Here is a 15821-nt window from a genome sequence, read left to right on the forward strand (position 1 = left end):
CCCTCCTTATAAGTTTATATTTTCTTCCTTTAATCCCCAGAAAATAATATCCTCGGAAGTTTTTCTTTTTTCTGCATCTTTTATTATCCCATAAACATCAGAAGGTGTTATATCCCTTCCTCCAAGACCTACAATATATCCAATGAGTTTTGGTTTTTTTCTTGATGTGTAAAGGGAAGACCTTATTTCATTAAAGAAAACACCACCAAGCCCAAAGGATATATTTCTATCCAGAACAATAACTTTTTTTCTTCCTTCAAGGAGTTCTCTTACTTTATGGAAGGGGAAGGGTCTTAAAACTCTTATTCTCAATACACCGATTTTTTTATTTTCATTTTTTCTTATTTCATTTACAGTATATTTAACAGTTGAGGAAATTGCTCCAGAACTCACAATTACGATTTCAGCATCATCCATCATAAATTCCTCAACAAGTCCCCATCTCCTTCCGAATTTTTCTTCAAATTCTTCACCGGCTTTTTCAATTTCATAAAGTGCCATTTCCATAGCTTTTTGAATTTTATAGCGAAATTCCATATAGGGACCTGAAGGAGAAACAACTGCACCTATTGCAAAGGGATTTTCAGTAGAAAGTGCCCAGGGCAAATTAAGAGGTGGCAAAAATTCATCCACTTCTTCCTGAGCAGGTATTTCAACTGGTTCAGCAGTATGGGACAAAATAAAGGCATCAAGAACAATCATTGTAGGAAGAAAAACTCTTTCTGAAACCTTGTAGGCAAGTATAACAGAATCAAGAACTTCTTGGTTGGATTCACAGTAAATCTGCATCCAACCTGTATCTCTCTGGGAAATTGTATCGTTCTGATCAGACCATATTGACCATGGAGCCCCAACAGCTCTATTAATTGCTGCCATGACAATTGGCAATCTATCACCTGCTGCCCAGTGTAAAAGTTCATGCATTAAAAGTAATCCCTGTGAAGAGGTTGCTGTGAAAGTTCTTGCTCCAGTTATACTTGCACCGATGCAAACAGCCATTGCTGAATGTTCTGATTCAACATTCACAAAAGTTGCATTTAATTCCTTTTTACCACACATTTCTGAGAGAAGTTCCACAACCTGAGTTTGTGGTGTTATTGGATAGGCTGATATAACCTCTACCCTTGATAACTTAACACCATAAGAAACTGCATGATTGCCATATAAAACTTTTTTTGTTTTCTTCTCAATTTTTAATTTTTCCATTTTTAATCCCCTTTCTTTTTTAAACCATCTGAATTATTCCCCTTGGACACTCTCTTGCACAAATACCACAACCTTTACAAAAATCATAATCTACAGAGGGTCTGTTATCCATCCATAATATTGACATATCAGGACAGTAAACAAAACAATTTCCACAGGAATTACAATAACCACAGGAGAAACACCTTTTTGCTTCCTTTATAGCCATTTCTTCTTGTAAAGTTTTTACTTCCTCATCAAAGGTTTGTATTCTTTCTTCTACAGATAGCTCAACAGGATGAACTGCTTTTTCTTTATCAAAGTATTCAGTGTTTATTAGCATAAAGGAAACAGTTTTTGGCGGAACCTCCCTTACATTTATATCTTCACCTTTTAGAAATCTATCAATACTTTCAGCAGCTTTTTGAGCCCAGGATTCAGCCTCAACAACTGTTGAAGGACCCTGAATAAAATCTCCACCAGCAAAAACACCTTTAACTTTCATAGCTCCTGTCTTTTTATCAGCAAAAGGCCACCCATCATCACCAAGATATTCGGAAGGTAAAGCGCTTCTATCAGCCTCCTCACCTATTGCTTTTATTACAAAATCATACTCCTCTTCATAAACTGCGCCATCAATGGGAATTGGTCTTCTTCTTCCTGAAGAATCAGGTTCTCCAAGTTGCATCTTTTGAAGAGTTAAAACTATTTTATCATTCTTCTTCTGAGCTTTTATCGGAAGAACTAAAAGATGAAATGGAATCCCATCGCTTTTTGCTTTTTCTCTTTCTTCTTCAAGAGCTGGCATTTCTGCTTCAGTTCTCCTGTAAAGTATTTCAGGATTTGCCTTAATTCTTTTTAGTGTTCTCACAACATCCATTGCTACATTACCTGCTCCTATACAGGCTACTTTTTTGCCTATGAATTTTGAGATATCTTTCCCTTCATTAACTTCCTTTAAAAAATGTAATCCTGAGAGCATTAAATCCTCACCCTCAATTTTCATTTTCTTTTCCACCCATGCTCCAATAGCAATAAAGATAGCATCAAATTTATCCCTAAGTTCATCTATGGAAAAGTCTTTTCCGAGTGCTTTATTTGTTTCAATTTTTATTCCCATTTTATAAAGCATATCAAACTCTCTATCCAAAATATCCTTAGGTAATCTGTAAGAAGGTATTCCATACCTTAATACTCCACCAGGAAGAGATTCTCTTTCATAAATTAAAACAGAGTGTCCCTTTCTCCTTAAAAAGTAAGAAGCAGCCATTCCAGCTGGTCCAGAACCTATCACTAATATCTTTTTACCTGTATCCGAAGGAATTTCCTTAACTTTATATCCCCTATTAAGGATATAATCACCTACGAATCTTTCCAATTCTCTTATTGAAATTCTTTCATCAAACCTTTTTCTGTTACATCCGATCTGGCAAAATGCAGGGCAAACTCTTCCTGTTATAGCTGGAAAGGGGTTTTTTTCAAGTAAAATATCAGCTGCTCTATCCAGGTTTTTTTCAATAATATGGAAAAAATACTGAGGAATTTTTGTACTTATAGGGCATGCTTTTGAACAAGGGGCAGCTTTATCTTCTATTACAGGTTTTAAATTTTTCCATGAACCTGTTTTTAAAACCCTTGTAGAACCAGTTGAAAGAGCAATCTCTGGTAATTCATTGATATCTTTATAAGAAATTCTTTTATCCATTTTTCACCTCCTTTATAATCCTTTTACACTTTGAAAGGCTTCTTCAGCAGCTTTAATATTTTCTTCTTTCTTAACAGAAACTTCTTCTTCTATCGCATATTTTAATTCTTCAAGCCCAAAAATTTTGCTTACCTTTGCAAGGGCTCCCAAAATTGAGGTATTCACAATTGGTTGAGTTCTTGACCCAAGCTTGTACTTAACAGCAATTTCTGTGGCATCAACTGTATAAACCTTAAAATTTCCTTTAAAATTAAAATCTTCTGGATTTTTAGGTGAATTTATTATTATTTTACCATTTTCTTTTAAACCCTCTGTAACATCTATCATTTCAAGAAGTGATGTATCAAGAATTACAATAATATCAGGGCTATATATATTACATCTTAAAAAAAGTTTTTCATCAGGATTAAAGACTCTTAAAAAAGCTGTTACAGGTGCTCCTCTACGTTCAACTCCAAACTGGGGAAAGGCAAGGGGATAGTAGCCTCCTTTAAAAGCCGCTATTGCACTTACCTTTGAAGCTACTACTGCCCCCTGACCTCCCCTCCCATGAAATCTAATTTCAATCATTTTAAAATCCCTCCTTTTTTTCAAATTTAAATCCGGATTTGAACCCTAAGGGTGAAATTTTTTAAAATTATATGATTTTATTTAATTTTTTTCAAGTTTAAATATTGATAAAGCTTTAGTTTTTCTATTATAATTTTATTCTTAATTAAAACTATATTCTTAAGGGTTCCATCCCCAAAAAATAATTTTAAAAAAAAAGTGAAAACTATTAGGTTTAAATTTTTAATTATTTTGGGAGTGTTTCTTTTTTCTGTTATTTCTCTTTTCCCTACAATACAATATTATTCAATACCAAAATCCGAACTTGAAAAAAAGCCAAAAGAAGAGATAAGAAAACTTTTAAGAAGAACTCTTTCGCTTGGACTTGACCTTATTGGTGGTATGTATCTTGTTTTAAAAGTAAATCCATCGGAAAAGGAAAAAATTAAGGAAGCAAGGGATAGAGTCCTTGAGATAATAAGAAACAGAATAGACCAGTGGGGTGTTTTTGAGCCAATTATTCAGCCTATAGGTGAAGATAGGATTATGGTTCAGTTGCCGGGTGTAATGGATAGAGATAGAGCAAGGGAAATAATTGGAAAAACGGCAGTTTTAACTTTCCATTTAGTTGAAGATATTGAAATTGCTAAGAGAGCTCTTGATAATATTGATAAATCTCTTTTAGAAATAAAGGGTGAAAATAAAAATTCACCTTTAAAACCACTTTTATTTTTATACAGGGGGGATATAGTTTTTGAAGAGATCTATCTTGATTCAATTAAAAAAATAATAAAAAGGGAGGAGGTTAAAAAATTAATTCCAAAAGATAAAATTTTTCTTTTTGGTAAATCTTTTGAGGTTGAAGGAAAAAAGTTAAGGTCAATTTTTTTGTTAAATAAAAATCCAGATGTTAAGGGTGAATATATAAAGGATGCAAGGCAATCAGTTTATCAGGGAACTGACCCGGCTCTTCAGAACACACCAGTTGTAAATATCTCCTTTGATAGAAGGGGAACAATAGATTTTGCAAGAGTTACAGGTGAGAATGTGGGAAGAAGACTTGCAATAGTTCTTGATTCAATTGTTCAATCTGCTCCAAGAATTGCCCAGAAGATACCGACAGGTAATGCCCAGATTACGGGAATTGAGTCAATGGATGAAGCCAAAGACCTTGCAGTTATTTTAAGGGCAGGTGCCTTACCAGCTCCTGTGGAAATAGAAGAAGAAAGGTCAATTGGTCCATTACTTGGAAAGGATTCAATAAGAAGGGGGGTTCAGAGTGCTATTCTTGGTGGTCTTCTTGTAATGATTTTTATGGCTATTTATTACCTGTTTGCAGGAGCCGTTGCTGATTTTGCTCTTATCTTAAATTTAATAATAATCCTCTCTCTTCTTTCCCTTTTTAAAGGAACCCTTACTTTACCTGGAATAGCAGGTCTTATTCTTACAATTGGTATGTCAGTTGATGCAAATGTTTTAATCTATGAAAGGATAAGGGAAGAATTAAGACTTGGTAAATCCTTTAAAGCTGCAGTTGATGCAGGTTTTTCAAGGGCACTTATTACAATACTTGACTCAAACCTTACAACAATCTTTTCAGCACTTGTGCTTATATGGTTTGGAACAGGTCCAATAAGAGGATTTGGTCTTGTTCTTACTCTTGGGATTGCAACCTCTTTCTTTACAGCTGTTTTTGTTGCAAGAACAATTTTTGATTACTTTGTTCTTGTTAAAAAAGTAAAAAGCTTACCTATATAAGGAGGTACTAAATGGAATTATTTAAAACACCCAATATAGATTTTCTTTCAAAAAGAAGAATATTTCTTGCAATTTCAGGTTTTCTTGTTCTTTCATCTATTTTACTTCTTTTTATTAAAGGACCCAAATACGGTATAGATTTTCTCGGTGGAACTCTACTACATATTCATACTGATAGAGATATAAGGACTTCTGATTTGAGAAATGCTCTTTCAGAGATAAACCTTGCAAGAGCTGAAATACAAGAAATAACTTTAAAGGAGCATATAATTAAATATTATGAAAATATAGAAGCAGATTCCCTTATTAAATTTCTAAATAAAAAACTTAAGCTTAATATAGAAATAGAAAGAGCAGAGAAAGTGGGTCCTAGAGTTGGATTTGAATTGAGATTAAGAGCAATTTATGCTGTTTTAATAGGAATGGTTTTGATGCTTATCTATATAGCTTTCCGATTTAATCTTCCCTTCGGGGTGAGTTCTATTATAGCTCTTTTCCATGATGTGATGATAACTCTTGGTGTTTTTGTTTTATTTTCAAGAGAAATAACTGTTCCTGTAATAGCTGCCTTTTTAACAATTGTTGGTTATTCTATAAATGATTCAATTGTAATTTCTGATAGAATAAGGGAAAATTTAAAAAAAAGACAGGGTAGATTTATTGACATTGCAAATAGAAGTTTAAATGAAACGCTTTCAAGAACAATTATAACAGGGGGAACTACACTTCTTGTTTTGATTGTCCTTTTATTCCTTGGAGGTCCACTTCTTTTTGATTTTGCTCTTGCCCTTTTAATAGGTATAATTGTTGGAACTTATTCATCAATTTTTATTGTTGCTGCACTTGTTACAGAATATGAGGAAATGAAGATGAAAAGAGCTAGAAAAAGATAAGGTATGCTTCCCTTTTTTGCTTTAGACCCTAAAAAAACAGCTTCTGAAGCAAAAAGATTGATGGAAGAGGGTAAATGGGAGAGGGGCTATTCTTTATGTAAAAAGGCTTTAAAAACTTCACCAAGAGACCCTGATCTTCTTGAGGTAAGTCTTGAACTTGCTCTTCTTTTGAAAAATTATAAAGAAGCAGTGGGTTATTTTTTACTTATAAAAAATTTACCTGATAGAAAAAAAAGAGTTCTTGAACATATGGTTTCACATTTTGGTGGTGAGGAAAAGGATAAAATATTATTAAGGGAACAAGTTTTACTTGAATTTATTTCAGAAGGTGAACTTGAAAGGATTGAAAATTTATTCCCCCTTATCCCTGAAAAAGATAAAAACCATTTTTTTGAAAAACATTCTGAAAAAGATGAATTTGTCTCTCAAGTATTTATTTATTCTCTTTTATTTTATTCAAAAAAATACATTGATGCTTCTTTAAAACTTTTTGAAATATATAAAAAATTTAAAGATAAAGAAGATTTTTTAAGAAAAGAAATTTTGAGGATTCAGAATATGGGCTTTATTAGAAAGTATGCCAGTTTCACAAATTTTCTTATAAATTATTCAGAAGGAAATGAAGATAAAGCTTTAGAATACATTGATGACCTTTTAGAGGACGAATTTTTTTTCTCTTATTTAATAAGCGAGTTTGAAAAAAGAAATCCCAAAAACCCTTATTTTAAACTTCTTTTTTCTAACCTTTTAATTCTTAAAGGGGAAAGGAAAAGAGGACTTATTTTTTTAAGAGAATCACTTAAAAATAAAGAGAACATAGATTTAAATTATGCCTATAACATTGTTAAGGATATAAAAAGGGAAAACTTAGATGATGAAGAAGTTTCTGTTGTTTCTGATATTTTAAAAGAACTTGGTAAGACAGAAGATGCAGCAGAATTTCTTAAGACAAGAGTTAAAAAAGGTGAAAGCATCATAACTTTAAGGGAAACCCTTTTAAAATCCTTTTCAGCAAGAGCTTTTAGAATTTTACTTGAAATGGAGGAAGAGAAAATTGAAGAGAATTTAAAATTTTTATACGAAAATAACCCTGATTATTTAAGTGACATCGATGTTTTGAATATATTGAAAGATTTTTCTGAAGAAAGAAATATAAGATCAGAGTTTTTTCTTTTTTCCCTTGGCTCTTCTCTTGTTAGAAATGGTGAGTATAAAGATGGAATTAATATTTTAAGGTATCTTTTGAGAAAAAATTTTAATAAAGAATTAATTTTAGAAGAATTTAAAAGGAAAAGGGACTCTCTTTTAAATATACCAGAAGGGTTACTCTTTGATGCTGAAATAAAAATGCAAGAAAAGAATGAAGAATTTTTTGATTCAATAAAAAATCTTTTGGAAAAATTTCCAAATTATTCAGATTATGCTTTGCTTTTACTTGATGAGTTAGGAGAAATACATAAAGATTTTAATCATAAAATAATTGATTTTTTAAAAAAAGAAAAGGATAAATTTTCAAAAAAATATTTTGTTGTTGAGGGATTATCCCTGATTAGAAGTAAAAATTTAAAAGAAGGAGTAATAAAACTTTATAAAGCCTATGTAGAGGGAGAAAAATTTGTAAAGGATATAGTTGAAAGAATATACAGGGATGATATACCTGAATACAATTTTTTAAAAGGAGCAATACTTCTTGAAATGGGTAAATTTGAAGAGAGTTCAAAATATTTAAAAAAAGCAATGATTGATAAAAAACTTCTTCCTGAAATTTCTAAAGTTGTTACAGAAAAGATGAAAGAAAAAAAAGACCCCAACTTAATTTTTATATATGTAAATACCCTTTTATTCTGGAACAAATTTGAGGAGGCTATAAGGTTTATAAGTATTTTAAAGGAAGAAATAAAGGATGAAAAGATGTTGAATAATGTTATTTCTCTTGAATCCATTATACTTTATAAAAGGGGTGAGAAAGATAAAGCAAGGGAAATTATTAAAATTTTATTAAAGGAAAAGAAAAAATTTGACCCCTATTTTCTTTACGAATTTCTCAAAGAAGAGGAAAAAACTGATAAGTCCCCTTTTATTTATCAAACTCTCGGTTCACTTGCTCTTTTACTTTCAAAGCCTCTTGAAGCAGTAAGATACTATTTTATGCTTGCTTTGAGTTCACCAAAACTAATAAGCAAAATAAAAGATATATATTTAACAATTGAGACAAAATTTCCCTATTTTCCTGAAATTGATTTTTATAAATTTTCATTAAATTTACTGGAAAAAGAGAAAAATAGAGATTTACTCCTTAAATTTTTTGAAGATAACCCTGAGTTAAAGGATGAATTTAAGTTTTTCTTGAACATTTATCCTGATACACAGAAAGACCCCTATCTATTATATTATTTAGCAAAACTAAATTATGAAGAGGGGAAAGAATTTGAAGAAGAATTAATAAAAAGTTATGAACTTGCATTGAATGAGAGACTCTATGATCTTTTGGAAGAGATAAAAAATTTCTCCTATGAAAGAATCAAAAATGATGAAGCAAAGGCGAAACTTTTATTTTTTATTCTTAAAAGAGAATTTAGAGATTTTAACAAATTTTTTAAACTACTTAAAGAGAAAGAGTTTATTGAAAAATTCCCAAAGGAATCCTATGATGTAATGCGTGATGCTTTTTTAAAGGGAGTAAGGGAAAAGGATTTTATTTTTACCTATGCAGATTTTCTCGCTGATAAGAGTGATAAAGGCTCAATATACCTTTATCAGGAAGCACTTGAAAAGTATCCTGAAGAAGTTGAAGAAAGAAGAAATAAATGGGAGAAATTTATACCTGAAGGAAAAGGGTTATCCCTTATTCTTTCAATAAAGTTTAGAGACTTAGAGAAATTTAAGGAAGAATTGAAAAATATAATGGAACTTAAACTTGAGGGAACTTTTTATGCAATAATAAAGGAGGGGATAAAAGTTTTTGATTACGATAGAGAGCTTTATGAGCTTATAAATACCTGTGCGCAGAGAATAAAGGATATTGACACAGAAATTTTTGTTTTAAAGGAGCTTTCAATGAAAGAAAAAAATCTTGACTACTTTAAGGATTTAATTGAAAAATTAATTGTTTTTAAAAAAGAGGAGCTCTCTTATATATGGAAGGAGTTTGTTAAGGTTATTTCTGAAAATAAAAGATTTGATATTCTTGATAATTTATGGAATAAATACTTTAAGGATGAAAAGAAAAAAGAAACTTTAGGTGAATCTTATTTTAATTTGATTTTTTTAAGGGACCCTAAAATATTTTTTAGATTTTTAAAAAGGAGGAGAAATTTTCCCTTACCCCTTTTAGAGCCTTAAAATTATACCTATGGAAGGAGGAAAGTAATGGAAATATGTCCCTTTTTGTCAAGTTCAATCTGGGAAAGGAAGGAAAACGGTGAAGAAATTTTAAAATTAAAGGAAGTTCCTTGTCAAAAAGAAAAATGTTTCCTTTTCAGGGATGGAAGATGCGGTGTTGCTTTTGATTTTAATTATACAGTTTTAAAAGAAAATATCTATGAATTTACTCTTAATGTAAATGAGAATATGAAGGCTTTATATGATCTTATAAAAGAAACAAGGGAAGAGGGAATTAAAAAATTTTTTTCAATTGAAGAAAAATTTAATACTATGCAGTTGAATCTTGCAAAAATTTTATATAAATTTTCAGAGGATATAGTTAATTACATTAAAAGTTCAAAAGAGGAAGAAAGTAAAAGGTTAGAGGATTTTAAGGTCTACTTTCATGAAATTTTAAATAATAACTATGAAAATTTTAAAAAAATTTTAGAAGAATCTGTTAAGGAAAGGAATGAATTTATGAAATATTTTGAGTCAGCCTTAACAAAAATTCTTGATTCAGAAAAACAAAAATTTGAAGAGATAACTAAATTGTCAGAAAGTAAAATATCTGAATTAATGAGTAATTTAGATAAGGAACGTGAAGTACTTAATGAACTCTTTTTAAAGATGAAAGAATTTACTGAGGGAGTTATTTCTTATAAGGAAAAAATGGAAGAGGTAGTTAAAAGGGAGGAGAATTTGAGAAAATTTGAAACTGCAAAATCCTTTTATTTAAGGGGAGAATATAAAGAGGCGGAAAAGATATTGAAGGAAATATTAAAAACCTATGAAATTGAAGAAGCTTATCTTTTGCTTGGTTTAGTTCTTATTGGCAATAGGAATTTTGAAGAGGCAGAAATTTATTTAAAAAAATATATGGAAACTCACCCTGAAGTTCCTGAAGTCTTATCAGGTATAGCAAGAGTTCTATTTGAAAGAGGAGAATATGAAAGTGCTATTTCCTTCTTAGAAAAAGCCAAGGAAAAATCACCTGATTCAGAAGATATTCTTTATCTTTATGGCTTAGCTCTTATAAGAAAGGGTGAAATTGATGAGGCTAAGAAAGTATTTGAAAGAATAATAGAAATAAATCCTTACTTTGAACCAGCAAGGGAGGCTATTAAAAAGTATATAAATCCTTTAAGTTAGAAAAAATATGAAACCCGAATATTTTATTGGGATAGGTGAAGGGAAGGTTTTAAAAGGTGAGGGTGTGCTTAAAGCAATAGGAGTTGGTTCCTGTATAGTATTGATACTTTTTGATAGAGAAAATAAAATTGGAGGATTTGTGCATTCCATGCTTCCTGCTCCAAAAAGATTAGATGATAATACGCCTGGTTACAGGTATGTTAATAAGGCAATTCCCCAGATTGTTAAAGAAATGGAGCATATAGGAGCAAAAAAGGAAAACTTAGAAGCCTATTTAATAGGTGGTGCAACGATATTTGATTCTCCTATTTCCACTTCTCCTTGGTCAATTGGTGCCAGAAATGTTCTGGAGGCAAGAAATGTTCTTATGAGACTTGATATAAAAATTGTAAAGGAAGATGTTGGTGGAAATGAAGGAAGATCTGTTATATTTGATGTAAGCGAGGGAAAAATTGTTGTGAGAAGGAAGGATAAAGAACTTGTCCTCAGATAAGATTAAGGTTCTTGTTGTTGATGATTCCTATTTAATGCGAATACTTATAAGTGATATTTTATCTTCCTTTAGTGATATAGAAGTTGTTGGAACTGCGAAAGACGGAAAAGAAGCAATTGAACTTGTTAAAAAATTAAAACCAGATGTTGTTACTCTTGATTATGAGATGCCAGGTTTAAGTGGGATTGAAGTTCTCGAACATATAATGAAAGAAAACCCTATTCCCTGTATAATGCTTTCTGCATATACAAAAGAAGGTGCAGAGTTAACACTTTCTGCATTGAGTAAGGGTGCCTTTGATTTTGTGACAAAACCTTCTGGTTCTATTTCAATGGATATTGATAAGATAAAAATGGAGCTTTATGAAAAAATTAAACTTGCTAAAAATGTCAATCCTCATATACTAAAATTTAAGTTTAAAAAAGTTGAAATAAAAGAAAAGGAAAAAGTTAAAAAAGTTAATGCAATTGGAATAGTTTCTTCAACAGGTGGACCCCCTGTTATTGAATTTATTTTAAAAAATATTCCAAAGGTTAAAGTTCCAATTTTTATTGTCCAGCACATGCCAAAAAGTTTTACATCCCTTTTTGCTGAAAGACTTAAAATTGTCACAGGAAAAAAAGTTTTTGAAGCAAGGGATAAAGAAAAAGTAAAAGAGGGATACATTTATATTGCACCAGGTGGAATTCATATGAGTTTAAAAAAGATAAAAGAAGAAATATTTATAGATTTAATTGATGAAGAACCTAAGTGGGGAGTAAAACCGAGTGGTGATTATATTCTTTCAGCTATTGCAGAAATTTACGGTGAAAATTCAATTGGAATAATTTTAACAGGAATGGGAAAGGATGGAAGTGAGGGTGCAAAAAAAATTAAAGAAAATGGAGGAATAATAATATCTCAGAATAAGGAAACATCTGTTATTTATGGAATGCCATGTGCAGTGAAGGATATATCTGATTTTATTTTATCTCCAGAAGAGATTGTTGAAAAAATTACTGAATTTTTATGATAGAAGAGTTAAAGAGAATTGAAAATTTAAAAAGCTTGAGATTAAAGGTAAAAGCTCTTTTAGAAGGAATTTTAATTGGTGTTCACAAAAGTCCCCTGCATGGATACTCCTCAGAATTTGTTGAACATAGAGAATATTCTCTGGGTGATGACTTAAGGATGGTTGACTGGAAGGTTTTTGCAAGGAAAGAAAGATTATATACAAAGAAATTTTCTGAGGAAACAAATTCAAATGTTTATTTTTTGCTTGATTCGTCTAAATCAATGGATTATGGAGCGCCAACTAAAATTGAATATGCAAAGGTTTTAATTTTATCCCTTTCATATCTTTTTCATCTTCAAAGGGATGCACCTTCACTTTTTGTTTTTTCTGATAGAGAGAAATTTTTTATACCTCCTTCAACAAAAAGAGGAAATTTGGAAAAAATTAGAGATGTTCTTGAAAAATTGAAAGCAGAGGGTAAAACAGAACCAGGTGAAATTTTTCCTTATCTTATTGAGATAATTAAAAAGAGAAGTATTATTTTTCTTTTTACTGATTATTACCACAAACCCTATGAATTTGTGAAAGGTTTAAAATACTTAAAAGCAAAGAATAACAAGGTTTACTCAATAAGACTTGTTTCAGAGGAAGAATTTAATCTTTATAAAAATCCCCCTTTTATTTTAAAGGATTTAGAAACAGAAAATGAACTTGTTATTGATGAAAAAAAATTATGGGAAGATTTTAAAAAAAAATTATATGAGTTTGAAAAAAATCTAAATGAAGAAATTTTAAGGAGAGGTATAAAGAATTTTAATATAAATACCTTTGAGTCCTATGAAAAGAATTTATTAATGATTATTAAATCTTTATGATATTTTTAAAACCTCTTTTACTTTTACTCTTACCTTTTTCTTTAATTCCCCTTGTAATTCATCTTCTTTTACAGTTAAGAAGAACAAAAATTTTATATCCCTGGGTTTTTATTTTTGAAAAAGAAAAGGAAATAAGAAAAAAAAGAAAAATAAAGGATATTTTAGTTCTTATCCTAAGAATTCTTGTAATTTTTTTTGTTATACTCTCTTTTAGTGAGCCTATTATTAAATCGAAATACGGAATTTTTGATCATATTGTTTATTTTGAACATCCCTTTTATAAAAAAAAGTTAAAGGATTTTAATGTTAAAAAAATTCCCTTTTCTAAAATTGATTCTCTTTTAAATGATAAAAAAGTAAAAAATATTTATTTTTTAGGACCTCTACCTGATACTGCTTTAATTAAACTTTCAATTTTAGAGAATAAAAGAATTTATCTGATCGGAGAGAAAAAAGTTAAAAACATAAAAATAAAAGATATAATTGATGACTATGAAGGTATTTATATTGTAATTTCTTCTGATTTTGATACTTCAAATATTCCACTTGAAATTTATCACGAAAGGGATATGATTTTAAGAGAAGAAATTAATATTAAAAAGGGAGACAATTTATTTAGTTTCAATTTAACTTCAGACTGGAATCCAGTTTTTATAAAAATTGATGTCAAAGATGATTATCCTGATGATAACGAAAAATTTTTTTACGGTAAAAAAAATAAAGGAGCAAAAATAAAAATTATAGGTGATAATAAATACATAACTGCTTTTTCTGAGGCAATGAAAAAAGGAGAAGAGGAAGTTTTTATTGTGATTGGAATTAAAGATATAAAACTTATTGAAAAACTCATTTCAGAAAATAAAAACCTAATAATTTTCCCTGATACTTTAATTTATGAATTGGAATTATTATTGGAAAAGAAAGGAATAATTTTGAAAGGTAAATTAAATAATGTTAAAAGTTTAAATCAAAAAATATATTTCAAAAAATTTTTTGTTATATCAGGTGATAAAAATTTTAAGATAAAGGATTTTAATTATAATATTTTTTCCCTTACTTATAATCTGTGTTTAGCAGGTTTTTATCCTGAAGAAGAGTATACAAATTTTGTATATTATCCTGATTTTGCTGCACTTCTTTATGAGGTTGTAAATTTTTTTGTAACAAAAAAATTTTCAATTCCTGAAAGTAGTTTTTTAGTTTTAAATTTAGATGAAGATAAATATTCTCTTTATACTTCAAAGGGAGAAAGAATTTTTGATTATGAGGGTAGAAAAATTTTTTTAAAACCACTATCAAGGGGTATTTATTATCTTAGAGGTAAAAACAAAGAAATTATACTTGAGGTAAATCCACCTTCACTTCCTTCAATTTCAGAAATAAATGAAATGAATAGTAATTTTATTTCTATAAAGGATAAAAAAGAGTTTTTTTCAATAAATCTTAAAAAAAATTTCCTTTTTGTTTCAATTTTTCTTTTTTTATTAGAGGTTTTATTATGTCTTATTTAACTTTTTTGTTTATACGAGACTTCCTTAATAACATTTTCAAGTATTTCAATTCCAGTATATAGCTCTTCTTCTTTTATTATAAGGGGTGGGCATATTCTTAAAACATTTTCACCAGCTGGTAAGATTAAAAGTCCCTTTTTAAAACATTCCTGAACTATAAGATCTCTTTTTGTCTTATCCTTTTTAAGTGTTTTTTTATCACTTACAATTTCAAGACCTATCATCAATCCCTTTCCTCTCACATCACCGATAATTTCGTATTTTTCCTTCCATTTTTCAAGGTCTTTTAAAACTTTATCTCCAAGGGAGCTCACATGTTCCAATAGGCCATTTTCCAGTTTTTCAATAACTTTTAAAGCTACTTCACAGGATACAGGGTTTCCCCCAAAGGTTGAGGCATGAGTTCCTGGTGGCCAGTTCATAATACCACTTTTTGCAATACAGGCTCCAAGGGGGAATCCTGAAGCTATTCCTTTTGCAAGGGTTATAATATCTGGCACTATATCATAGTGTTCTATTGCGAAAAATTTTCCGGTTCTACCCATTCCACTTTGAACCTCATCAACAATTAGAAGTATTTCGTACTTATCCATTAATTTTTTTAGTTCTTTAAAATAGCTTTCTGGAGCAGGAATATAACCACCTTCTCCCTGAATTGGTTCAATAATAAAAGCAGCGACTTCTTCAGGGTCTACAAGTCTTGAAAAAATGTTTTCTTCAATAAAACTTATACATGCAAAATTGCAATCCGGGTATTTAAGGTTAAAGGGGCATCTGAAACAATAAGGATAAGGTGCGTGAACTGTTCCATAGAATAAAGTGAAGAATCTTTTTCTATGTATTGTTTTACTTGCAGTTGCAGAGAGAGCTCCCATTGTTCTTCCGTGAAATCCACCGTAAAAGGCAAGTATATAAGGTCTATTTGTATAGTATCTTGCAAGTTTAATTGCAGCTTCAACTGATTCTGCTCCTGAATTGGAAAAAAATATTTTTCTGTTTTTAGCTCCTGGTGCAATTTCAGCGAGTTTTTCAGCAAGTTTAATTTCAGAAGAATAGTAAAAATCTGTTCCAGAATAGTGTATAAGTTTTTTCATCTGATTAATTGCAGTTTCTACAACCTCAGGATGGGAATGTCCGAGCGTTAAGACTGCGACTCCTGCGTTAAAGTCTAAAAATTTATTTCCATCAACATCATAGACCCATACCCCTTCTCCCCTTTCAACAACTAAGGGATAAACTCTTGTATAAGAAGGGGAAATAAATTTTTTATCCTTTGTAAGCCATTTTTTGGCATTTTTACCTGGCAGTTCACCTTTTATTTCTGGTTTCATTTTTACCTCCTT

The 15821-nt window shown here is 30.2% G+C and carries 12 protein-coding genes; 8 read left to right on the top strand and 4 right to left on the bottom strand.

The window, feature by feature from the left end; translation table 11 throughout:
• Nucleotides 1-6 precede the first annotated feature (6 nt).
• Genes porA through ABIN17_05155 form a run of 3 tightly spaced genes read right to left on the bottom strand, consistent with a single transcriptional unit; the run spans nt 7 to nt 3460 of the window.
• Nucleotides 7-1206, bottom strand: coding sequence for a pyruvate ferredoxin oxidoreductase (gene porA, locus ABIN17_05145; GenBank protein ID MEO0284443.1), 1200 nt, complete (start codon nt 1204-1206; stop codon nt 7-9).
• A 19-nt stretch (nt 1207-1225) separates the two neighbouring features.
• On the bottom strand, nt 1226-2890 hold the full coding sequence (locus ABIN17_05150) for an NAD(P)-binding protein (protein ID MEO0284444.1): 1665 nt from the start codon (nt 2888-2890) through the stop codon (nt 1226-1228).
• Nucleotides 2891-2902: 12 nt separating this feature from the next.
• A complete protein-coding gene (locus ABIN17_05155) occupies nt 2903-3460 on the bottom strand; it encodes a 2-oxoacid:acceptor oxidoreductase family protein (GenBank protein MEO0284445.1) in 558 nt (185 codons plus the stop codon).
• A gap of 198 nt (nt 3461-3658) precedes the next feature.
• Between ABIN17_05155 and secD the strand changes: the two genes are divergently transcribed.
• Genes secD through ABIN17_05195 form a run of 8 tightly spaced genes read left to right on the top strand, consistent with a single transcriptional unit; the run spans nt 3659 to nt 14478 of the window.
• Nucleotides 3659-5197, top strand: coding sequence for a protein translocase subunit SecD (gene secD / locus ABIN17_05160; GenBank protein MEO0284446.1), 1539 nt, complete (start codon nt 3659-3661; stop codon nt 5195-5197).
• 11 nt (nt 5198-5208) lie between these two features.
• Complete coding sequence (gene secF, locus ABIN17_05165; protein MEO0284447.1) at nt 5209-6090, top strand: protein translocase subunit SecF; 882 nt, start codon at nt 5209-5211, stop codon at nt 6088-6090.
• A 3-nt stretch (nt 6091-6093) separates the two neighbouring features.
• Nucleotides 6094-9432, top strand: a complete 3339-nt coding sequence (locus ABIN17_05170; GenBank protein ID MEO0284448.1) for a hypothetical protein — start codon at nt 6094-6096, stop codon at nt 9430-9432.
• 27 nt (nt 9433-9459) lie between these two features.
• On the top strand, nt 9460-10605 hold the full coding sequence (locus ABIN17_05175) for a tetratricopeptide repeat protein (GenBank protein MEO0284449.1): 1146 nt from the start codon (nt 9460-9462) through the stop codon (nt 10603-10605).
• A 7-nt stretch (nt 10606-10612) separates the two neighbouring features.
• Complete coding sequence (locus ABIN17_05180) at nt 10613-11098, top strand: chemotaxis protein CheD (GenBank protein ID MEO0284450.1); 486 nt, start codon at nt 10613-10615, stop codon at nt 11096-11098.
• Nucleotides 11085-12110, top strand: a complete 1026-nt coding sequence (locus ABIN17_05185; protein MEO0284451.1) for a chemotaxis response regulator protein-glutamate methylesterase — start codon at nt 11085-11087, stop codon at nt 12108-12110. The genes ABIN17_05180 and ABIN17_05185 overlap by 14 nt, the downstream gene beginning before the upstream one ends.
• The gene (locus tag ABIN17_05190; protein MEO0284452.1) at nt 12107-12967 is read left to right on the top strand and encodes a DUF58 domain-containing protein; all 861 of its coding nucleotides are present in this window, start codon (nt 12107-12109) and stop codon (nt 12965-12967) included. Before ABIN17_05185 ends, ABIN17_05190 begins: the two co-directional genes overlap by 4 nt.
• The gene (locus ABIN17_05195) at nt 12964-14478 is read left to right on the top strand and encodes a BatA domain-containing protein (GenBank protein MEO0284453.1); all 1515 of its coding nucleotides are present in this window, start codon (nt 12964-12966) and stop codon (nt 14476-14478) included. The genes ABIN17_05190 and ABIN17_05195 overlap by 4 nt, the downstream gene beginning before the upstream one ends.
• Here the strand turns inward: ABIN17_05195 and ABIN17_05200 are convergent.
• The gene (locus tag ABIN17_05200) at nt 14475-15809 is read right to left on the bottom strand and encodes an acetyl ornithine aminotransferase family protein (GenBank protein ID MEO0284454.1); all 1335 of its coding nucleotides are present in this window, start codon (nt 15807-15809) and stop codon (nt 14475-14477) included. The genes ABIN17_05195 and ABIN17_05200 overlap by 4 nt on opposite strands.
• Nucleotides 15810-15821: the final 12 nt, after the last annotated feature.

Source organism: candidate division WOR-3 bacterium (assembly GCA_039803925.1).
Taxonomy (GTDB): Bacteria; Hydrothermota; Hydrothermia; order Hydrothermales; family JAJRUZ01; genus JBCNVI01.

Coding starts and splice junctions, on each gene's coding strand:
- ABIN17_05170 (MEO0284448.1), top strand. CDS start 6,094: ATGCTTCCCTTTTTTGCTTTAGACCCTAAAAAAACAGCTTCTGAAGCA.
- secF (MEO0284447.1), top strand. CDS start 5,209: ATGGAATTATTTAAAACACCCAATATAGATTTTCTTTCAAAAAGAAGA.
- ABIN17_05150 (MEO0284444.1), bottom strand. CDS start 2,890: ATGGATAAAAGAATTTCTTATAAAGATATCAATGAATTACCAGAGATT.
- ABIN17_05195 (MEO0284453.1), top strand. CDS start 12,964: ATGATATTTTTAAAACCTCTTTTACTTTTACTCTTACCTTTTTCTTTA.
- ABIN17_05190 (MEO0284452.1), top strand. CDS start 12,107: ATGATAGAAGAGTTAAAGAGAATTGAAAATTTAAAAAGCTTGAGATTA.
- ABIN17_05180 (MEO0284450.1), top strand. CDS start 10,613: ATGAAACCCGAATATTTTATTGGGATAGGTGAAGGGAAGGTTTTAAAA.
- ABIN17_05175 (MEO0284449.1), top strand. CDS start 9,460: ATGGAAATATGTCCCTTTTTGTCAAGTTCAATCTGGGAAAGGAAGGAA.
- porA (MEO0284443.1), bottom strand. CDS start 1,206: ATGGAAAAATTAAAAATTGAGAAGAAAACAAAAAAAGTTTTATATGGC.
- ABIN17_05155 (MEO0284445.1), bottom strand. CDS start 3,460: ATGATTGAAATTAGATTTCATGGGAGGGGAGGTCAGGGGGCAGTAGTA.
- ABIN17_05200 (MEO0284454.1), bottom strand. CDS start 15,809: ATGAAACCAGAAATAAAAGGTGAACTGCCAGGTAAAAATGCCAAAAAA.